17 protein-coding genes, 1 tRNA gene and 2 pseudogenes are annotated in these 19,811 nt (G+C 59.3%); 5 read left to right on the top strand and 15 right to left on the bottom strand.

Features of this window, described 5'->3' with window-relative positions:
• Positions 1 to 24: 24 nt before the first annotated feature.
• Complete coding sequence (locus ACP8IT_RS00875; protein ID WP_237791641.1) at positions 25 to 708, top strand: queuosine precursor transporter; 684 nt, start codon at positions 25 to 27, stop codon at positions 706 to 708.
• Here the strand turns inward: ACP8IT_RS00875 and tgt are convergent.
• The 9 genes from tgt to ACP8IT_RS00830 all read right to left on the bottom strand — a co-directional run bounded on the left by tgt (position 684) and on the right by ACP8IT_RS00830 (position 12,511).
• Entirely contained in the window at positions 684 to 1,940 is a 1,257-nt protein-coding gene (gene tgt, locus ACP8IT_RS00870; protein WP_490290211.1) for a tRNA guanosine(34) transglycosylase Tgt, read from the bottom strand. The genes ACP8IT_RS00875 and tgt overlap by 25 nt on opposite strands.
• Entirely contained in the window at positions 1,937 to 4,591 is a 2,655-nt protein-coding gene (locus ACP8IT_RS00865; RefSeq protein WP_490290210.1) for an MMPL family transporter, read from the bottom strand. The genes tgt and ACP8IT_RS00865 overlap by 4 nt, the downstream gene beginning before the upstream one ends.
• Before the next feature lie 229 nt (positions 4,592 to 4,820).
• A complete protein-coding gene (locus ACP8IT_RS00860; protein WP_490290209.1) occupies positions 4,821 to 5,690 on the bottom strand; it encodes an HtaA domain-containing protein in 870 nt (289 codons plus the stop codon).
• An 87-nt stretch (positions 5,691 to 5,777) separates the two neighbouring features.
• Entirely contained in the window at positions 5,778 to 6,419 is a 642-nt protein-coding gene (locus tag ACP8IT_RS00855; protein WP_490290208.1) for a biliverdin-producing heme oxygenase, read from the bottom strand.
• A gap of 225 nt (positions 6,420 to 6,644) precedes the next feature.
• Positions 6,645 to 7,760 carry an HtaA domain-containing protein gene (locus ACP8IT_RS00850; RefSeq protein WP_490290207.1) on the bottom strand — a complete coding sequence of 372 codons (1,116 nt, stop codon included), beginning with the start codon at positions 7,758 to 7,760 and terminating at the stop codon, positions 6,645 to 6,647.
• On the bottom strand, positions 7,753 to 8,547 hold the full coding sequence (locus ACP8IT_RS00845; RefSeq protein WP_490290206.1) for a heme ABC transporter ATP-binding protein: 795 nt from the start codon (positions 8,545 to 8,547) through the stop codon (positions 7,753 to 7,755). The genes ACP8IT_RS00850 and ACP8IT_RS00845 overlap by 8 nt, the downstream gene beginning before the upstream one ends.
• On the bottom strand, positions 8,547 to 9,596 hold the full coding sequence (locus ACP8IT_RS00840; protein ID WP_023029964.1) for a FecCD family ABC transporter permease: 1,050 nt from the start codon (positions 9,594 to 9,596) through the stop codon (positions 8,547 to 8,549). Before ACP8IT_RS00840 ends, ACP8IT_RS00845 begins: the two co-directional genes overlap by 1 nt.
• Entirely contained in the window at positions 9,577 to 10,623 is a 1,047-nt protein-coding gene (locus ACP8IT_RS00835) for a heme/hemin ABC transporter substrate-binding protein (protein ID WP_023029963.1), read from the bottom strand. Before ACP8IT_RS00835 ends, ACP8IT_RS00840 begins: the two co-directional genes overlap by 20 nt.
• A gap of 10 nt (positions 10,624 to 10,633) precedes the next feature.
• A complete protein-coding gene (locus ACP8IT_RS00830) occupies positions 10,634 to 12,511 on the bottom strand; it encodes an HtaA domain-containing protein (RefSeq protein WP_490290205.1) in 1,878 nt (625 codons plus the stop codon).
• A 111-nt stretch (positions 12,512 to 12,622) separates the two neighbouring features.
• Here ACP8IT_RS00830 and ACP8IT_RS00825 point away from each other — a divergent pair, with 111 nt between their 5' ends.
• Entirely contained in the window at positions 12,623 to 13,084 is a 462-nt protein-coding gene (locus ACP8IT_RS00825; RefSeq protein ID WP_490290204.1) for a hypothetical protein, read from the top strand.
• Between the two features lie 79 nt (positions 13,085 to 13,163).
• Here the strand turns inward: ACP8IT_RS00825 and ACP8IT_RS00820 are convergent.
• The 4 genes from ACP8IT_RS00820 to ACP8IT_RS00805 form a co-directional block, all read right to left on the bottom strand.
• Positions 13,164 to 13,251, bottom strand: a tRNA-Ser gene (locus tag ACP8IT_RS00820).
• Between the two features lie 93 nt (positions 13,252 to 13,344).
• Positions 13,345 to 13,545: a CsbD family protein gene (locus tag ACP8IT_RS00815; protein ID WP_005276418.1), complete on the bottom strand. Its 201-nt coding sequence runs from the start codon at positions 13,543 to 13,545 to the stop codon at positions 13,345 to 13,347.
• A 41-nt stretch (positions 13,546 to 13,586) separates the two neighbouring features.
• The gene (locus tag ACP8IT_RS00810) at positions 13,587 to 14,069 is read right to left on the bottom strand and encodes a nucleoside deaminase (protein WP_255343669.1); all 483 of its coding nucleotides are present in this window, start codon (positions 14,067 to 14,069) and stop codon (positions 13,587 to 13,589) included.
• Entirely contained in the window at positions 14,056 to 14,535 is a 480-nt protein-coding gene (locus ACP8IT_RS00805; RefSeq protein ID WP_284623371.1) for a tRNA adenosine deaminase-associated protein, read from the bottom strand. The genes ACP8IT_RS00810 and ACP8IT_RS00805 overlap by 14 nt, the downstream gene beginning before the upstream one ends.
• Positions 14,536 to 14,574: 39 nt before the next feature.
• On the opposite strand from ACP8IT_RS00805, the gene ACP8IT_RS00800 reads away from it, so the two are divergent.
• The gene (locus ACP8IT_RS00800; protein WP_284831983.1) at positions 14,575 to 15,603 is read left to right on the top strand and encodes a prephenate dehydrogenase; all 1,029 of its coding nucleotides are present in this window, start codon (positions 14,575 to 14,577) and stop codon (positions 15,601 to 15,603) included.
• Here the strand turns inward: ACP8IT_RS00800 and ACP8IT_RS00795 are convergent.
• Both ACP8IT_RS00795 and ACP8IT_RS00790 read right to left on the bottom strand, forming a co-directional pair.
• Complete coding sequence (locus ACP8IT_RS00795; RefSeq protein ID WP_490290203.1) at positions 15,600 to 16,805, bottom strand: trypsin-like serine protease; 1,206 nt, start codon at positions 16,803 to 16,805, stop codon at positions 15,600 to 15,602. The two genes, ACP8IT_RS00800 and ACP8IT_RS00795, sit on opposite strands and share 4 nt — an antisense overlap.
• A 1-nt stretch (position 16,806) precedes the next feature.
• Positions 16,807 to 17,736: a DUF418 domain-containing protein gene (locus ACP8IT_RS00790; protein ID WP_490290202.1), complete on the bottom strand. Its 930-nt coding sequence runs from the start codon at positions 17,734 to 17,736 to the stop codon at positions 16,807 to 16,809.
• Between the two features lie 407 nt (positions 17,737 to 18,143).
• Between ACP8IT_RS00790 and ACP8IT_RS00785 the strand changes: the two are divergent.
• A pseudogene (locus ACP8IT_RS00785) lies at positions 18,144 to 18,458 on the top strand (transposase); the annotation flags it as partial.
• A gap of 85 nt (positions 18,459 to 18,543) precedes the next feature.
• Positions 18,544 to 19,771, top strand: a pseudogene (locus tag ACP8IT_RS00780) (IS481 family transposase).
• The last annotated feature ends 40 nt before the right edge of the window (positions 19,772 to 19,811 follow it).

The following is a 19,811-nucleotide window of genomic DNA, read 5'->3' as shown; positions in this document are numbered from 1 at the left end:
ATACGGTTTGGCACAATAGTGGGCATGGAAAAATCCCCCTCCTCTCAAGTGCGCTTCATCCCTGTTCATTCCACTCTCTACCCCTGGCTCGTCACGATCTTCGTCGTGACGTTTTTGATTTCTAATATCAACGCCACCAAGGGCGTCCAGCTTGGGCCGCTCGTGACCGACGGCGCCTTCTTCCTCTTCCCGCTGGCCTATATCGTCGGCGACGTTTTATCCGAGTGCTACGGATTCAAGTCCACCCGGCGCGCCATCTACATCGGCTTTGCGATGGCCCTGCTCGCCGTGGTGTGTTTCTACATCGCCATCTGGCTGCCCGCGGCGGATTTCTATGAGGGCCAGGAGGCCTTCGCCGCCACGCTGGGCCTGGTGCCGCGCATCGTTTTGGCCTCCCTAGCCGGCTACCTGGTGGGCCAGCTGCTCAACGCGTGGACGCTGACCGCGATGAAGAAGCGCAGCGGCGAAAAGGGCCTTTTCTCCCGGCTGATCGCCTCCACCGTGGTGGGCGAGTTTGGCGATACCTTGCTGTTTTGTGCCATCGCCGCGCCCGTCATCGGCATCGACACCACGAGCGGTTTCATCAACTACGTGGTGGTGGGCTTTGTGTGGAAGACGCTGATTGAGGTCATCCTCTTGCCCATTACCTCCACGGTTATCAAGCTGGTGAAAAAGCGCGAGGATTACCGCGCCTTCGACGCCGCGTAGTAGCGGCCCAGGAATTCATCGCGGTAGTCCTCGTAGTAGCCGCCGTTGATGGCGGCGCGGATATTATCTACTAGCCGCACCATGAATTCCACGTTGTGGATGGTGCACAGCGTGCCGGCCAAAAATTCCTTAGCCTTGAGCAGGTGGTGCAAGTAGGCGCGCGAGTAGTTCTCCGTGACGTAGCCGCCGAACTCCTCGTCTACACCCTTAAAGTCCCGCTTGAACCGCGCATTGGTGAGGTTGAGGCGGCCATCGAGCGTGTAGACGCCGCCGCGGCGGGCCAAGCGAGTCGGCGCGACGCAGTCGAAGGTATCGGCGCCGGCTTCGACCGCGGTGAAGATGTCATCGGGCTCGGAGATGCCGAGAAGGTGGCGCGGTTTATCGTCCGGCAGTTCATCGCAGACCCAGCCCACGATGGTGCCGAGGTTCTGCTTTTCCAGCGCGCCGCCGATGCCGAAACCGCCGAAACCGCGCTGGCCCTTCTCCCGCGCGGCGCGGTCTAGGTCCAAGAGGCCGCGGGTGGCCTGGCGGCGCAGGTCCTCGTATTGCGCGCCCTGCACCACGCCCCACAGCGATTGCTTCGGGCGGTGGTAGCGCTCGCGGGTAAGCCGGTCGTGTTCCTCCAGGCACCGCTGCGCCCACCGATGCGTGCGGGCCACGGATTCTTCCTGGTAGGTGCGCGAATCAATGAGCGTGGTCAGCTCGTCGAAGGCGAACATGATATCCGCGCCCAGCCCGTGCTGAATCTGCATGGACTTTTCGGGCGTAAAGCGGTGCTTGGAGCCATCGATAATCGAGCGGAAATCCACGCCTTCCTCATCCACCTTGGCCATGCGCTCCCTTTTCGCGGCGCGAATATCCTTTTCGGTGAGATCCGCCAAGTCCATGGCGATGACCTTTTTAAAGCCCACGCCCAAAGACATCACCTGGAATCCGCCGGAATCGGTGTAGGTCGGCCCGTGCCAGTTCTCGAATTTCGCCACGCCGCCGGCCTCGTCCACGATGTCGTGGCCCGGCTGCAGGTAGAGATGATAGGCATTGGACAAAATCGCCTGCGTTCCGGTGGCGCGAATCTGCTCCGGCGTCAGGGTCTTTACCGTGGCCTTGGTCGCCACTGGGATAAACGCCGGGGTGGCGATATCGCCGTGCGGGGTGTGGATAACGCCGCTGCGGCCATTCTTGCCGGGGCCTTCGGGCAGGCGCTTATCGATGTCGAAACTTAAGTCCTTCATTCCTTATCTTCCTCTTCTTCCCTGGCCTTCTGGCCGTGTTGTGCTTCCCATTCTTCCTCAAGCGCGGTGCCCTCGATGTCTACGGTGGGCAGGATCTTATCCAGCCACTTGGGCATCCACCACGTAGCGCGGCCCATGAGGAACATGGAGGCCGGGACGAGGGTCATGCGGACAAAGAAGGCATCGAAAAGCACGCCCGCCGCCAAGGCAAAGCCGAAGATCTGGATGAACGGCAGCGGCTGATTGATAAAGGCCACGAAGACCGAAATCATGATGACCGCCGCGGCCGTCACCACGCGCGCGCCCTGGGTAAAGCCGGTGATGGTGGCCTCGTCGACGGCATTATAGGGCCCCGACGTGCCCTTCGGGTGCCGCGCGATGTGCTCGCGCATGCGCGTGACCAGGAAGACCTGGTAGTCCATGGCCAGGCCGAAGGTCACGCCGATAAGGAAGATCGGCATGAACGATAGCAGCGGGCCGGGGCCCGGGACGAGGCCCCACAGGCCGTCTTGCCATACCAGCACCGTCAGGCCGAACGCGCCGCCAACCGAAAGCAGGAAGCCCAAGCCCGCCACCAGTGGCACCAGGAGGGAGCGGAAGACGACGAGCAGCAGCACGATCGCAAGTCCCACGACGATGCTGAGATACGGCGCCATCGCATCGCGCAGGCGCTCGGTGATGTCCAGCTGCACGGCGGTCAGACCCGTCAGGCCAACTTCGGTGCCGGTGGTGCCTTCGATCTGCTTGGTAGCAGAGCGCAGCGCGTGCGCGACATCAATGGTTGCCGCTTCCGTCGGCGAGGTTTCCGGGGTCACCATGATTTGTGCCGCGCGCTGATCATCGCTGAGCGAAACGATTTGCGCGTGCTTTACCCCGCCGAGCGTCTTTAATTGATCCGCGGTATAGAGGAAGGACGCCAGCGCCGCCTTGTCCTCGGCGCTCTTCGGCGCAGCAGCTGCTTCCTTGTCCTCGACCTCTGCGACGGGGGCGATTTCCGGCTCCGCTGGCTGTTCGCCGGGTTGATCTGCTGGCTGATCCGCGGGGTGTTCTGCCGGGTGCTCGGCTGGCTGGTCGGGCGCCTCGTTCGGCGCGGGCTCAGGCGCGTTGTCAGGCGCATGGTCGGCCGGGTTATCGGCAGGGCCTTCGGCGGGTGCCTCACTGGCGCCCTCGCCGGCGTTTTCCTCGGGTTCGTCCTGTCCGCCCTGGGCCGCCACCAATGGGGCGAGCGCGGCGGAATCGGCGTTGATGGTGTGGGCATCGACAACCGCGAGGAACGGCCCGTTGATGCCGGGGCCGAAGCCCTCAGCCAGCAGGTCGGCGGCCTTGCGCTGAGTGGTATCGGGATTCGAGGTGGTATCGGCAGGCAGCGCCAAATCCATGTGGAGCACGGGGGCGGTCATGGCGCCGAGGGAGAGGACGACGAGGGCCATCGCCAAGCCGGGCACCTTTTGTACCAGCCGTACCCAGCGATTGCCCATGGTCGGGCCGCGGCGCACCTTGCCCTTGCGGGAGGGGTTCCCGGCCACGCCGGGGATGCGGCCGGCAAATGCCTTGTCCCCCAGAAGCCCCAGCATCGCGGGGATGAGCGTGAGGGAGACGAGGACGGCGATGGCCACGGTTGCGGCGGCGGAAAGCCCCATGGCGGTGAGGAATTCGATGCGCGCAATGAGCAGGGCAAAAAGCGCGGTAAAGACGGTGGTGCCGGCGAAGACCACGGAAGAGCCCGCCGTTCCTGCCGCCATACCGGCGGCCTCTGGGGCGGACATGCGGGCCCGCTCGGCGCGGTAGCGGGACAGGATAAACAGCGCATAGTCGATGCCCACCGCCAGGCCAATCATGATGGCCAGCACCGGCGTCATGTTATTGAGCTCGATCCAGTGCGTGGTAATCATCATGCCGCATGCGCCCAGGCCAACCCCGATGACGGCCGAAATCAGCGGCATTCCGGAGGCGACCAGGGAACCGAAGGTAAAGATGAGTACGAGGAAGGCCACGCCCAGGCCGATGACCTCGGAGGTGGAATTGACCCGAATCTCATCGCCAAACCCGGCACCGCCGGCCTCAACGGTAAGCCCCTGCTGCCTGCCAATATCCATCGCTTCCGTCACGATGTCCTTATCGGCCTGTTCCACGCTATAGGGCGATTCGGCATCGAAGTTGAAGGTGGTATAGGCAATGGTCTCGTCTTCGTTGACCATGGCGAGGTTATCGGCATCGGCACGCGCGGATGATTCCGGCAGCCCCATCTCCGTGAACTGGTGGATGACCTCGTCCTGCAGCCGCGGCGAGACCTCAAGGGGGTTGCCAAAGCGCATGGTATCGCCCATCTCCAGGTTGTCCTCGAGGTGGGAAATGACCGCGTTGATGGTCTTGTCATTGGCGGGATCCGAAAGCTTTTGGCCCTCCGGGGCCTTGAAGACCAGGTTCACCGACGGCGAGTTGGCGGGATTGCCGCCTTCCGGGAAGAGGTCCATCGTCTTGTAGGTGGCGTCGATGGACGGGGTGCCTTTGATAGCGAACTCGCTCGTCATCGGTTTCATCAACAAGGCGGTAGCGCCGCCGGCGGCAGCCAGCAGGACCACCCAGGTGACGATGACCTTCCATTTATTAAGGAATGACCAGCGCCCGAGCCGGTAGAGGAGTTTAGCCACGGGAAATGTACCTTCGCATTCGCGTAGTCGGACGGATTTAACTTCGCCCTAGTGTAGTTGCCGTGCCCCTTATTCCCTATTACTTAGCCACCGTGCAACTCGTATTCACAGACGATGCCAAGGCGGCCGCCCCAAAAAGAACCGTGGCCACCCGGTGCAGTCAAAGACTAGACTGGGCGACCACGGCGGAGCGGCTTAGACGATGCAGCCGCGAGAGAGCGCTCGCTGTTTAAACGTACTTTGCCAGGTTCAAGCCGGGAAGAACGAGGTTAGAAAAGAAGGAGCCGAATTTCTTCACTCGTTCGAGAATGGCCGCAATAGCCCCATCCAGCTTGCCGAAGGAAGAGCTTCCTAGGGAAGAACCATCGGTCGCAGGTTTTTCTGCGGAGGGCTTGTTTTCTGAGGGCACCTGGCCAGACGGCTTATCGCTCGCGGAAGCCCCCTCGAAGGCCACGGTGAGATCCGTGTCGGCATCATCTACTGGCTGCCCCACCGGGTACTTGCCCAAGAAGATGTCAGAGCCAGTCTGGGTAAATGAGGTCGGGGCATCGGTTGTGGCGTAGCTCTTGCCGGTCTCTGGCACCAAAGGCTCGGAGAGCTTGAAGGTAGAGATAGCAGCATCATCCCCGGATTGGTCGACAGGCTGGTCCTTAAATGGGCCGGAAGCACCGGTAAGCTTATAGTCCGCGGTAATGGTGGCATCTTGACCTTTTACTTCCACCTTAATATCCGAAAACATCAAGTCCATACCGTAGGAACCGTTAGGCCCCAGCCCTGGATAGCCCTGAAGGTGCACAGACCCCTTGGTACCAATTGTTCCGTTGCCATCGGCGTCTAGGGTGGTCTCGGCTACATCGACGGGGAAGGTGAAATCCTTGCCCACCTTTTCTGCGCCTTCAGCCGGGGTAATGACACCTTTAGCAAACGGGGTACCCAAGTGATGAATGAAAGATTCTTTGATCGGCCAATTCAGTTGGCCGGATTCCACAGCGGCGATCTCGGTGGAACCATCAGCCGGAGCCTCAGCCGCGGTGGCCATAGGGACCGTAAAGCTGCCGAGTGCAACCGCACCGGCCGCGATAACAGATGTTGTTTTCATGAGATTCTCCTCTTGAGAGCAGTGGTGAAGCCTTGCCTATCAATATTAGTCAAGGCTTACTTTAGTTAATTGATTAGAAAAAGTAAATCAGTGACGCTTATCTAATTCTGCGAAAATTCCCGAGTTGAAAGCAAACGCCCGCTGTGCCTCAGACAGCAAGGCCTCCCGTTCCCCTGCGGTCAGCGAAAGGCCATCTAGACGCTCGCGATACCCCTTGCGATACGGGGGAATCTTGCCAATGGCAGTGAAGTCATAGAAGTTCAGCGCATCCGATTCAATGTCATAGAGCGCACCTAAGCGCGCAGCAATGACCTGCCCCCCGGAGACATCCCCGAGGTAACGGACATAGTGATGGGCCACGACCTCTACCGCGCTTCCGGACACCTCCTCCAAACGCGCAACATAGGCGGCAGTAGCTGGCAAGATTCGGATCTTTTCACGCCAATCACCACCAACTAGAGCCGCCAAGTCCACCTCCAGTGCGTAGCGCCGTTCGAGACGTGGATCGGCCACCGCGCTGCCGATCGGAGTGTGCGCCACGCTGCGGACGGCACGCTCCAACGACTCATAGACAAACCACAACTGGCCGGTCAGGTCGGCTGCAGCCGCCCTGCTCAACCGTCCCGACATGAGGCGCTGCATAAACGCAGAGCCTTCTGCATTTTCGTGAGCGTGTGCGGTTGCCTCGCGCAGCGCTGCAGACAATGGCTTATTGAGAGTAACAGTCACTGACTTCCTCCAAAGTAACGCTTACCTAAGTTCTAGATTCAATTTAAGGTTAGGCAACCCTTAATTACAAGACTGGGAAGAAAAATCAACCGAAAGGACTACCTCCCACCCACCGTCTGCGTCACGAGTGGCGCACTACCACAAAAAGAAGCGCGACACCGGACTTACTGCCGATGCCGCGCGCATCGCTTAGGCTTTTAGACTTTTAGCGATTGGCCGTTACTTTTATCGATGGAGAAGAGCACGGACACTATCTAGGGCTCCAGACTTTATAAAGGCCTGCCCCAAGATGGCGAACATGCTACCGATAGTCACCACACCCAAGATGTAGTTCCAAATCTTGGCGAACTTAGAGCCAAAGGCAGAATGTTCATCTGCACTCCCCTGATCTTTCCCTTTTTCGGGAGCTTCATTCGCCGGTTTATCGGATTCTGGCTTCTTAGGTTCCGGCTTCTTAGTCTCTGAAGACTCTGTATGCTTTGGAGTTTCTGGCTTCTGCGAAGGTGCTTGGCTCTGCGAGGTCGCCGGTGGCTGCGGAGCCGGCTCGTTCTGGGTCGTTTCCTCACTCTTCGATGGTGCCTCGCCCTGCGGAGCTTCTGGGGCCTCCGGGTTATGCTGATCCTCCGACTCTGGACTCTTCTTCTGACCACAATCTGGAGAAACGTTGAGGGTCAGCTGAGCTTCATCAACCTTGGGGCTATATTTAGGCCCATAAATTCCCATGAAGAGTACATCTACGCCTTCGGCCTTTTTGTCTGTCGTGCCTGGTTGCCGCTCGTAGGAAGTATCAGCGGTGGAGAGGGTGAGCGTGTTACCTTCCTTCTTCCATTGTCCCTTACCGTGAGCAAATGCTCCTTCTCCAGTACGCTTATTGGCTTCGGTTTGATCGTCCTTAGTGTACTGCGTCATATGCTTGCCTTCGACGTAATAGGCTTCGTAGCCACTACCAAGACGAACCTCATCCCCAGTTGTTTTTACAAAAGGACTCTTAACATTGGAGTACAGCGCATCATGGTGGCCGGTGAAGGTAATCGAAGAGTCCTTGGTCCTGATTTCAGAAGCGGTCACGTTGCCCTGCTCATCTACCGTGACCGTCGATTTTTCAGGATCGACATCAAATCCAAAGGTGAAGTCTTTACTGTCAGGCTCGCCGTTTTCCTGAACCGAGCCAGTAGTAGTCCAGTCACCTTGGGCAATAGGGCCTTTGATGTAGCTGCGCCACGAGTGTTTGATGCCCCAATTTAAGGAGCCGGATTCGATGGTGCATGTTTCTTCCGCAGAAGCATGCGGCACGGTCAGCGCTGTCGCCGCAAGGGCGGTGACCAAGATTCTTTTAAACATGGAAGTCCTCCAAATGATGTGAGAAGAGTGGGTTGATTGCGGGCGTGGCACGTTGTGGATGTACCCGCAGCCCGTCGACGGAAATAGGCCAGTCATATACCTGAGACAAAGTGCGACCGGTAAATACCTCGTCTACGCGCCCTTGGGCTGCTAGTCCCCCGCACGACAGGCACACGACATGATCGCAATATGCAGCTGCAGCGTTGAGGTCATGGAGCACCACGAGAACGGCAACACCGGCCTCGCGGGCAAGGGCTTTCACTGAGCCCAGCAGTTGTTCTTGATGCCGGATATCCAGCGCGGCCGTTGGCTCATCGAGCAAGATAACCGGGGTATTTTGGGCAAGCACCCGTGCGAAGGCAGCACGGGCGCGCTCACCGCCGGACAGAGTGCTGATGTCTCGGCCCGCGAGGTGTGCGACGCCGGCGGTATCGAGGGCGGCGTCAATAAAAGCATCGTCAAGGTCCGCGTAGGCAGTTCCCTCCCAAGGGCGACGCCCCATCGCAACGACATCGCGGACGAGGAATTCGAAGGACACCGAGACGTCCTGGAGCATTACCGCACGCGTGCGCGCGAGCTCCCGTGGTGGTGCCTTGGGTGATAGTCCACCCACGGTGATCTCGCCGGAATAATCGATGTCTCCGGCTACGGCGGCAAGTACCGTGGATTTACCGGCACCGTTCGGACCGATAAGTCCGGTTACTTCGCCCGCCTGGGCAGTAAAGGACACCTGATCCACGAGGATGTGCTCCCCCACGCGAACGGTTAAGTCTTTGACGTTTATCATCAGCGCACTCCTTTGCGCATCATGCGGCGCAGCAAGATGAAGAACGTTGGGCCGCCCACCAGGGCAGTGAAAATACCGATGGGAAGATCCGCAAAGGGAATCATCGTGCGCGCTGCCACGTCGGCGAAACCAATGAGGACGGCACCGCCCAGGGCGGAGGCGGGCAGTAGGATGCGGTTTTCTGGCCCGACGATGCTGCGCAACAGGTGGGGAACGATAAGCCCCACAAAGCCGATGAGGCCGGCAAAGGAAACAGCCGCGGCGGTCAGCACTGCCGATGCCACGATTGCCACGATGCGCAGCCGCGGCACGTTTACGCCGGTGTGCGCGGCGGCGCGCTCGCCGAGCGCGAGGACGTCCAGCTGCTTGCCCAGGCGCAGGGCCACCGCGAGGCCTACCACCACGATGGGAAGTACCGCCCAGACGTGTTTCCACTGCGAACCGTTGAGGGAACCCATCTGCCAGAAGATGATTGCTTCGCGGTTTGCGGTCGGTGCCAGGTACACCATGAAAGAGATGATCGCGTTGCATACCGCATTGATGGCGATGCCGGTGAGAATCAGGTGTACCACGGCCACGCGTCCGTTGTAGCGCGCCAGCTGATAGATAATGAAGGTAACCAGCAGCGCGGTCAGGAAGGCCGCGGCGGGAACGGTGAAGGTACCGAAGTACTCGATATTAAAGACGATGACTACGGCAGCACCGACGCCCGCACCGGAGGTAACGCCGATAATGGAAGGTTCTGCCAGGGGATTGGCGAATACCGCTTGCATCAGCGTGCCGGCAACGCCCAAGGCTGCGCCAACCACGAGCCCTAAGACCAAGCGCGGCAGGCGGATGTCCCACACCACGCTTGCGGTCAAGGAATCCTGCGCGTGCCCGGCTGCCAGAATGGGAAAGAGATCAGACAGCGGTACATAGTATTGCCCCAGCACGACGGAGATGAGTCCCGCGAGAACGGTGAGGATCCCCAGCAGTAGGAATACCCAGGTGCGCTGAGTCCGCCGGCGGGCGAAGGTATCCGTCTCCTTACTCATTGTCTGGGTCATACACAGCCTTTGCTAGCTTCACCAGGGTCTGCCCGGTCATGGGACCGAATGCCAGCGATTGACCGTCCGGAATGGTCACGATGCGCTTCTTCTGGCCTGCGGTGGTCTGAGCAACGCCGGGTCGATCCAGCAAGCCATCAATTCCGCCGGTGGATTCCAAGCCATTGGTCATCATGATGATCACCTCTGGATTGATGCGGGCCAGTGCCTCCGCGTTAGCGGGTTCTGCATAAGAAAGATTATTTTCCGCAGCCAGATCCACGCCGCCAATGCCTTCAATCAGGTCCTTAGCACCAGTGCCTTCACCCATGATGAAGAAGACGCCGCCGTTTCCGCGTGCGTACAGGAACGCCATGCGCATCGGATCATCGGGAACCAATTCCTTGATGGCTTCCCTTGCTTCTTCGATTTCCTTGTTGGATCGATCGGCTAGTTCGCGTGCGTCGTCGGGCAAGCCAAGGGCATCGCCAAGCGTGGTGATGTCTTCGCCCACGGAGTCAATGGTGCGCTCGGGTTCCATGACCACGGTGGTGACACCCGCCGCGCGAATCTGGTCGATAGCATCGCGCGGGCCAATGGAATGATCCACGATAAGAAGGGTGGGATTCAGCTCCAGCACCGCTTCCACGTTGATATTGTGACCGCCTTCGGTCACCACTGGGAGGTCTGCCAAGTTGGGCTCGGTGGAAGACACCGTGCGGCCGACAATATTATCTGCAAGCCCCAAGCCGCTGAGCGTCTTGGTATAGGTGCCATAGATATCCAACGCGAGGATGCGGGAGGCATCGGTGACGGTGACGTCGTAACCATCGGCATCAGTAAGCTCCACCGGAAGCGCCGGCTCCGCCTTATCAGTAACCGGCTCGATATCATCAAAGTCCTTGACGTCGCTGACGCCCTCAAAGGACCTGGGGTCCGAGAGATCGGCGGGATCCGGCAGCTGATCCGTGTAGCTACCCTGCACACCGCAGGCGGTAAGGCTGAAGATGCACAAGAGCGGTACGAGGAAACGAAGAACGAGTTTCACGGCAATCCTTCTAAGAGTTGTTCATGACAAGGCGGCTGGTGGAGCCACCGGCAATGATCAATCCGACGATGAACAGCAGTAGATAGGTGGTCGGGTTATCCATGTTTCCGCTGGGAGACGTGGCGGACTTGATCTTGAACTTGTTCGATCCGTCCTCGTATCCCTGCGAGGAATCACCAGCATGCGCTGCGTCCCCGGCTGCGGCATGAGCGCCACCCTTGGAAGCAGAGCCGCCCTTTCCGTTTCCGCCCGCGCCGGCACCACCGGACCCAGAACCGGAGCTAGCACCGCCGCCACCAGATACGGCGCCGCAATCAGCGCTTCCGCCCAAGGTGGCGTGGAAGCTCAGCGGATCCAACTGAAGACCCGGCTCATAGAAGTCGGCGAAGGCGTGAGAACCGGTTTCAGAAAGCGATACTGAAGCTTCACCAGATACGGCATCGGAGCCAACGTCCAGGGAGCTAAAGTTCAAGCTGCCAATGACGGTGCGTCCGAAGTCCTTCTTCTCGCCTTCCATATTGGAAGAACGCACGTCACCAATGAGTTCACCAGAGTTGCCGTTGAAGGTGATCTCCAAGTTGGCAATGTTCAGATCCAGCTTGCCGTGGTGGCCAGAGAACTGGATGCTTCCGCCATATTGCACGGAGCCCGCATTATCTTTTACAGCGCCGGAGTTACCCGTGAATTGGAAACGACCATTTTCATATCCCACGCCAGATAGATCCCATCGGCCTTGCGCAATAGAGCCGGTGATATAGGACTGGAAGGACTTCTTTACGCCCCACTGTGCTGTAGCTTGGGTGACACCAGTAGCTTCACAGACGGCACCGTCGCCGCCGGATGCACCCGCGCCCGAATTACCTGAGCCCGAGGCGCCGGAGTTAGCGGATCCAGAGTGCGCAGGACCCGATCCCGCTGCTTTCCCAGTTCCTGAAGCACCGCCGCTTCCGCCCGAACCGGAGTTACTCGGTGACGAATTTCCCGATGCAGAGTTAGTAGAAGCCGAGTTTCCTCCAGTGGAGTTCGACGTACCCGAAGCAGAGCCACCCGAATTCGAGTTCGACTCACCACGGTTATTGAAAGACTCCAGCTCATCAAGGAATGCCTGGGTATTGCCCATAAACGTGGTAATACCGTTCATCGTGTCATTGGTCTCAGACAGGATGTCCATGGCTTCCTTATTAAAGCCCGTGAAGGAACCCGTGATAGAGGTCAATGGGCGCTTCGAACCGCCACCGGAACCGGAACCAGAGCCGCCAGAGCAAGAACCATCTAGCGCAATGGTCCCGGAGGACGGATCGAGGACTTCACCCTCTTTGTAGAATCCAGTGAAAAGTTTGACGCCACCGGAGGTCAGGGATGTTGAGCCGGCCAAATCTACCTTTTCAGCTCCGTCTTTTACCGGATTATCCAGATTGATGGTGGCGATCACTTCGTCATCGCCTTTGATTTGTTTACCGCGGCTATAGTCTTGCCGGTTCAATTCGTAGGAAACATAGTCCACGGAGATCTTTGCCTGGTTACCAGACGCCTTGACCTTGAAGTCCGACATCGTCATGTCCAGGACCCCTTCATGGCCGGTAAAGCTCAGCGTGCCGTTGAACGGAATCGTGACGTTTCCACCAGAGACATCAGGCTTTCCCGCGGTAAAGACGAACGCACCATCGCCCGTTTCGTCCCCCTTAAAACCAATGCCATTGGCACCCCAGCCACCGCGGGCAATATTTCCCTTGATGTAGCTGCGGAATGACTGCTTGAGGCCCCAATTCCATGTGCAGGCCTCGTCTGCGTGGGCAACCGGAGTAGAAGATAGAAGCGGGGCGAATCCCGCCATGAGGAACGCCGCGACAATGACGCCGAACGCCGACCTCCACAGTTTACGAATCATGTTGAGAACCTTGTTTCTCGCTAAAAGAATGTATAGGCTACGCTTACTTAGGTAAGCATATCCTGACCGATTTTCTTTCAGCTGTCAATAACTACCCCCAATAAGAAAACAATGCAGAACTACCCCCACCGAGACATCTTCACCAGCATCTACCCAGATGTCGATCCCACTCAGAGCTTCCCTCTCACAATCGGCGAACGCTTATCCTTAGCGCTTTCCGTCGGCGTATTCATGTTTGGCGGCGTAAGCGGAAGCCTGCTCATCGCCGGCATCGGCTTGGCTTTTGTGGTCGCCTGCTCCTTCGCCCTATCCCAAAAGGCCCCGCGCCGCATCCGCACAGAGGCGCGCAGCCGGTTCCCCCGGGAACCGTGGGCCGAACAGCCCAGTCTCCTCGTCCCCGCAGTGTGGGCAATCATCGCAGTAATCGCGGCCTTGGCGTGGTGGTTTACCCCCGTGAAGTACCTCATGTGGAGCGCGGGCACCATGGCCTTCATCGCAGCTACTGCAACATGGTTCCTCCCTACCGTGCAGCGCCGCCGCTCACGGGCCGCACACGCAAAGCAGGATGCTTAAATTACCCAAAGACCCAAGCTCCCCTGCCGCAGAAAACAAAAATAGGCCCCGACCTGCATTAACAGGTCGGGGCCTTGCGCGGTGGCGGCGGGATTTGAACCCGCGGTTGGGGGTTACCCAACAATCGCTTTCGAGGCGATCACCTTCGGCCGCTCGGACACGCCACCGCGTTCCAGATTACGGGAGGACCCCCGATGCAACAAAATCGCCGCGCCAGCACTAAGCCAGCGCAGCGATTTCGCTAGGAAGGGACTATAAAATTAGTCCTTCTTCAGGCCACCGATGATGTCGTTGGCCTTGTCCTTGATGCTGTCAGCAGCATCGGACAGCTTGTCCTTAGCCTCGGAAGCGACCTGATCGGCCTTGCCCTCGTTGGCTACGTCTTCGTTACCGGTTGCCTCGCCGAAAGCTTCCTTTGCCTTGCCTGCGAGGTCGTCCTTCTTGTTTTCCAAATCGCCCATTTTCTCTCTCCTTAAATGAGTCGCTTACAGTGTGACAGCCACTATACCCACTTTTCGCGCAAAGTGGTGAAGAATTTTTCTAGCAACGCCACGCAGTCCTCTTCAAGCACGCCGCCGCGAACCTGTGGGGTAAAGGGGGCGGTGGGGGCACGCAGGACATCGACAAGCGAGCCGCACGCACCCGTCTTCGGCTCAAAGGCGCCAAACACCAGTGAGCTTATCCGCGCGGCTTGCAGGGCGCCGGCACACATGGCACAGGGCTCCAAGGTGACCACGAGCTCGCAGCCGATCAGGCGCCAACCATCGCCGTGGATGCGCACCGCCTGGCGGATGGCCTCGATCTCGGCGTGGGCGGTGGGATCGCGCAATTGCTCGCGGCGGTTGACGCCGGTGGCGAGCTCGCGGCCGGTGGCATCATAAAGCACCGCCCCAACCGGCACGTCGCCGGCGGGGGTTTGGCGCGCCACCGCGAGGGCGCGCTGCATGCGTTCCTGCGCGCGCTGCAGGGGCTTAGGCGTTATCAATGACGTCTTCTAGCTCATCCCCAAAGCCCAGGTCGCCGGCAATGCGCAGGAGCATATCGGAGGGCCAATCGTCCTCATCGTCGATGATATAGCCCACCTGATCCTCGGATAGGCCCAGGTCAGCGAAGATATCGAAGTCGCCCTCGCCGTAGGGTTCGGCCTCTTCCGGGTCCACGTCTGGAATCTCATAGTCATTGAGCTCCATGAAGTCCGCGGCAAAGTCATCGTCAACGCCGTAGGTGGCGTCCGAAATTAGCATTTTCACCCCGCCGGGCACGGGCCGCACGGCAATGAAGTAGGCGTCCTCGACGCAGAGAAGGGCGAAAGCCGCGCCTTCGGAGCGCAGGGAGCGCACCGCGGTGATGGAGGTTTGCGGGTCCTCAAAGTCATCATCGAAGCTGCGCACGACCCATTGTCCCTCGTTGCGGGCGACGGTAACCGCGAAAGAGTAATTTTCGTTGCTCATACCTCGTGAGATTAGTCGTGTTGTGCCACAATTGTCACCGTGAGTTCTCAAGATGTTCAACGCCCCATCTGCATTATCGGCCTCGGCCTCATCGGTGGTTCCTTGCTGCGCGATCTCGCGGGCTATAACCACGACGTATTTGGATACAACCACTCGACGTCCGCCGCCCGCACCGCAGTCAAGCAGGGGTTTGACGTCAATGATGACTTGCCCGCGGTGCTTAACCGCGCCGAGGTTGAAGAGGCGCTCATTGTGATCGCCGTTCCCATGACCGCGGTGGGCAGCGTCTTGGATGCCATTCAGGAACACGCCCCTAGCTGCGGCATCACGGATGTAGTCTCCGTGAAAACCCCCGTGCGCCAGCAGGTCTGTGACCGCGGCATGGAGGATCGCTACGTGGGAGGGCACCCCATGGCGGGTACCTCGAAATCTGGGTGGGATCACTCCCAGACGGGGCTTTTCCGCCGCGCCGCGTGGGGCATTACCTACGATTACGCCGCCGAGTATGAGGCGCGCGGGGAAAAGATTCCTAAGAAATGGATTGAGACTTTTACGGACGTCGTGCGCATGACCCAGATGGTGCATGCAGAGGCCGTGCCCATCCGTGTGGCCAACCACGATGCGGCGGTCGCTCGCATTTCCCACCTGCCGCATATCTTTGCGGAGACCCTGGCCACGGTGGGCGATAATGGCGGCATTTTGGCGCAGTCCCTGGCCGCCGGTTCCTTCAAGGATGCGACCCGGGTGGCAAGCACCCGCCCGGATCTCGTGCGGCAGATGTGCGAGACCAATGCTCCGGCCCTGGTGGAGGCCTTGGATGAGGCGCTGGAGCTGCTTCACGATGCCCGGGAGAAGCTCGCCGCCCCCGAGCCTTCCATCGCCGAGCTTGCCGATGCCGGCTACCGCGCCCGTACCCGCATCGAAGCCAGGTCGGGCGCGCGCAAGGAATCGGTCTCCCCGGTCAAGATTTCCTCCCGGCCGGTGCTGCGCCTGCACCCCGGCGGCCCGAAGTGGGTGGCGCAGCTGCGCCAGACCGAATCCTTGGGCGGGCGCATCGAGATTTTTTAGCGGCGCGACGTGCGGGCGGCACCGTTGCCAGCACCGCTAGCGAAGGTGCGCGCGGCCGCTGCGGCACCGATAAGGCCAATGGCCGCTACCGTGAAGTAGATCCACGGACGGTCGCCGCTGGTCTGCGGCGTTGCCTGCGGGGTAGGCGTGGTCTCTGCGGTCAAGATGGCGTCCTTATCCTTGCCGCTGATCACGCCGTCAACCCAGTCCTTGGTGCCTGCGAGCGTGGTGATAGCCGCGCTTGGGGAGGGCAGATCCGGGTCCGCATTGGAGGTACCCGCGGTAGCAAGGCCCGCAAGCTTTCCGTTGACAAAGAACGGTCCGCCGGAATCGCCACCCTGCATGCCGGCATTACCGGTGGAGTGGACATCGAGGATCGGGCTGCTGATCATCGGGGCCATGCCGCCTTGGCCAGGCTGCATTACTTCCCCACCGTTGCCGTCAGGCTTGACAATCTGCGGCTGCTCGGCACCCGGCTTGGTGGCACCCGGCGAGACCACCTTAGGCTTATCCGATCCCGAACCAGATCCCGGCATCTTGAGGCCCGGCATGGCCTCTTCGGCCGGCACGGATTCGTAGCCTTCAGGGACCTTCATGTCTGCATCCGGCTTGGAGCCGCCCGGCATCTTGAGGCCCGGCATGGCTTCCTCAGCGGGCACGGATTCATAGCCTTCAGGGGCTTCCTTGTCGGCGCCTGGCTTCTGTGCGGAGTCATCGCTTGGGCCGCCGCCCAGGATTTCGGAGACCTTCATCTCTGCCATCGGCAGCTGGCCCTTGCGCGCCATGGAGGAGCTGCTGCTCCAGCCGTACAGGGTGCCAAGGTCGCCGGTCTCTGGAATATCGGTGGAGATCTTGGCCGGCTTGATATCGGTGACGGGCTCGGTGAGGTGGAGCAATCCGGCATCGGAAAGCGGGGACAGCGCCCACGAATCCGCGTCGTAGACCTTGCCTCCCAGGCGGGCCTGGGTGCCTTCGTTATTGACGGACTGCAGGCAGTGGCGGGCGGTAAGCACCCACTGCTTGTCCACCAGCGTGCCGGTGCAGTCGCCGAAGTTGCCTATGCGGCCCATCTTGAGAGCGACGACGGTCTGGGACTCGGCGTTATCGGGGGCGGGTTCGCCGTGCTCAAGGGCGCTGGCGGGGGCCGCCAACATCCCGATGATGCCAGCGGTGGTCAAAGCGGTAGCAAATTTACGCGACATGTTAGTCCTTCTTTCCAGCAGGAACGGCGAGTTTAACGGCGGACGAGACGGCCTTTTCAAGCGGGCCTTGGCCCAGGAATTTCCGCCAGATGGTGGCGAGTACGAGGAATAGGCCAATAAATGCCCACGCCCACGCGGTGTTGTGCAGTGAAATGTGGCTTTGCCAGTAATAGGCGGAGAGCACGTGCAAGACATACACGGTCAGGGACATCGTGCCCATTGCGGCCAAGGGGTAGACGAGCTTGGGTACTGCGCTGCCGATGAGCAGGCACAGGTGCAGCACCACGGCAGCCACTGCAACGGAGAGCAGGATTTCGCCCGCGACGCCGGTGTGGCCGGTAAAGCGCAGCCAGCTAGGCATATCCGGCTCGAAGCGGAAGTAGGTGCCAACCGCGGCAATCACCGCGCTGACCGCGGTAACAATCCACTGCAGCGCCGTGCGGAAGCTACCTGGGCGGATGTAGACCTCAAAGAGCAGCATGCCGGCGATGAAATACGCGATCCAAGCCAGCAACGGATAGACCTGCGGCAGGGTAAACGGCGCGTAGTGCACGGTTGAGGCAATGGCGGCGACGAAGAAGAGGGCCAGCTTCCACCACACGTTCAGCGGTGGTACCCAGGAGACCACCATCATGGTGATACCCATGGCAACGAGCACGACCTGAATCTGCCCGCCGACCGGAAGCAGTGCCAGTCCGATAAGCGTAATGATGGCGCCGCGGGCAATCAGGCGCAGCAGCGTCTGTACAGAATAGTTCTTGCCAATGAGCATCATCGTCACGCCGGCGACAATGGCAAATAGCGCGGCCGGAAGGCCCGACAAAATGACCTTGGTACTCCATACCAACGAGGCCATGTGCAAAATAATCATGCCAATAATGGCAAGTGAACGAGCCAAATCCAGCCCGACGATGCGCGATGATGTACTCACCTAGCACTCTCCTTCACGATGTGATGAGACGCAGTGCTTTCCACCACGACCCATATTTATAACGACTCTCTTTTTCTACAATGGAAGTCTGGGAGGTTGCTGTATCAACAGTTTGCATGCCCTGTGTCTTATAAATGCCGTTATTACCCCGGCTAATCCTGCCGCCCCACTCTCCCGCCGACCACAGAAGAGTGCACCCACTTTCCCGGCCTCACCGTGCGACGGAGGGAGATGCAACCGTGCCTAGGTGATCAACCAGTTTCGCGACTTCAGGGTTAGCGAGCAGCTTCTTTTCAACCGCATCAATCTTGGCCTTATCAGCTTAGATCTCGTCCTGCCACAGTAGTCATCCTGGTCCATCCCCTCAGGCAGGTTGGGAACCCACACACAAACCATCAGAGACCCTCATTTTTCATTCTGATCATGGCAGTGTGTATACCTCACAGGCATTTAGGGACCACTGCGCCCATCTTGGTGTGCGCCAGTCCATGGGAGCAGTGGGTACAAGTGCCGATAATGCCCTGGCAGAATCCTTTAATGCCGCCTTAAAGCGTGAAGTTTTGCGTGACCGGAAAGTCTTTGACAATCCCATTGTCTGCCGCCAAGAAGTCTTCCGGTGGTGTATGCGCTACAACACGCGCAGACGGCACTCCTGGTGCAACCTTCTAGCCCCCGACGACTTCGAAGCACTCACATCGGCTACACTGACCAAAGCAGCATAGCTAACCCCCGACGTGTCTACTTTCCGGGGGTCAGGCCCCTGTGTCGGGTGATGTTTTACTCATCAGTCGCGACATGTTTGACACTATGAATAGTCCCAACCGCAACATGGCCATCGTCAACGCAGTCCGCATACAAGGCCGCAGCCCTTCAAAAGTCGCCCAGCGTTTTGGTATCTCACGCCAGCGCGTCTATCAGATCCTCAACGCCTTTGATGCTGGTGGCGCCGACGCCATCGCGCCCCGCTCTCGTGCCCCGCATACTCACCCACAGGCAGTGCCTGACAAACTGCGTAAAGAAATCATCACTATCCGCAAGCAATTAACTCGCCACGGGCTCGATGCCGGGCCAGACACCATTTCCTTCCACTTGGAAAAAGACGGACACCGCAGCCCATCAACATCGACAATCCGCCGCATCCTCAACACTGAAGGCCTTATCACCCCGGCACCGAAGAAGAAGCCTAAAAGCTCATTTGTCCGCTTTGAAGCCGCCATGCCCAATGAATGCTGGCAGGCTGATATCACCTACATCTATCTGGCAGATAACACCCGCGTCGACGTACTGGATTTCCTCGACGATCACTCCCGCTACCTGCTATCTATTACCGCACGAGCCGGCTTTAGCGGCCCACAGGTAGCACAAGAATTAACCCGCCTTATCAACACATACGGCCCGCCAGCATCCACTCTCACCGATAACGGCTTAGTATTTACCGCCCGGCTAGCCGGGCGCAAAGGCGGGAGAAATGCCTTTGAAAAAGTCCTGACAACACACAAAATCCAACAGAAAAACGGACGGCCAGGACACCCGCAAACCCAAGGAAAAATTGAGCGATTCCACCAAACACTCAAAAAATGGCTCGCCGCACGACCAGCCGCACACACCATTGCTGACCTGCAACAACTCCTCGACGAGTTCCGCGATTACTACAACACCACACGCCCACACCGCGCACTAGGCCGACACACCCCACACCACAGCTACACCACCGGCACAAAAGCCAGCCCCAACGACAATCCCACACAAGAATGGCGCACCAGAAAAGACATCGTCTGGGACAGAAGGCAAAGTCACCGTCCGCTACGCCGGCAAACTCTTCCACCTAGGCATCGGACGCGCATTCAAGAAACAAAAAATCCTCATGGTCATCGCCGACAACCACGTCACCACATCACTAGCTGCGACCGGAGAAATAATCACCGAGCACTACATCGACACAGCCCGCGACTACCAAAAGCCCTACTGGAAAAAAGGCGACCCACCCCTAGAGCCAAAACACGAAAAACCGGCACCCCAGAACAAAAACAACTGAGATGCCGGTTTGTCAACGATGTCGCGACTGACCTGTCAAG

The sequence above is a fragment of the Corynebacterium sp. LaCa_23 genome, assembly GCF_058182375.1.
The sequence above is the reverse complement of the archived record's forward strand: the minus strand, read 5'-3'. Positions and strand labels throughout refer to the sequence as shown.

What these genes read in the sequence shown, in the direction of transcription:
- ACP8IT_RS00875 (WP_237791641.1), top strand. Translation starts at nt 25, where the DNA reads ATGGAAAAATCCCCCTCCTCTCAAGTGCGCTTCATCCCTGTTCATTCC.
- tgt (WP_490290211.1), bottom strand. Translation starts at nt 1,940, where the DNA reads ATGAAGGACTTAAGTTTCGACATCGATAAGCGCCTGCCCGAAGGCCCC.
- ACP8IT_RS00860 (WP_490290209.1), bottom strand. Translation starts at nt 5,690, where the DNA reads ATGAAAACAACATCTGTTATCGCGGCCGGTGCGGTTGCACTCGGCAGC.
- ACP8IT_RS00850 (WP_490290207.1), bottom strand. Translation starts at nt 7,760, where the DNA reads ATGTTTAAAAGAATCTTGGTCACCGCCCTTGCGGCGACAGCGCTGACC.
- ACP8IT_RS00845 (WP_490290206.1), bottom strand. Translation starts at nt 8,547, where the DNA reads ATGATAAACGTCAAAGACTTAACCGTTCGCGTGGGGGAGCACATCCTC.
- ACP8IT_RS00840 (WP_023029964.1), bottom strand. Translation starts at nt 9,596, where the DNA reads ATGACCCAGACAATGAGTAAGGAGACGGATACCTTCGCCCGCCGGCGG.
- ACP8IT_RS00830 (WP_490290205.1), bottom strand. Translation starts at nt 12,511, where the DNA reads ATGATTCGTAAACTGTGGAGGTCGGCGTTCGGCGTCATTGTCGCGGCG.
- ACP8IT_RS00825 (WP_490290204.1), top strand. Translation starts at nt 12,623, where the DNA reads ATGCAGAACTACCCCCACCGAGACATCTTCACCAGCATCTACCCAGAT.
- ACP8IT_RS00815 (WP_005276418.1), bottom strand. Translation starts at nt 13,545, where the DNA reads ATGGGCGATTTGGAAAACAAGAAGGACGACCTCGCAGGCAAGGCAAAG.
- ACP8IT_RS00805 (WP_284623371.1), bottom strand. Translation starts at nt 14,535, where the DNA reads ATGAGCAACGAAAATTACTCTTTCGCGGTTACCGTCGCCCGCAACGAG.
- ACP8IT_RS00795 (WP_490290203.1), bottom strand. Translation starts at nt 16,805, where the DNA reads ATGTCGCGTAAATTTGCTACCGCTTTGACCACCGCTGGCATCATCGGG.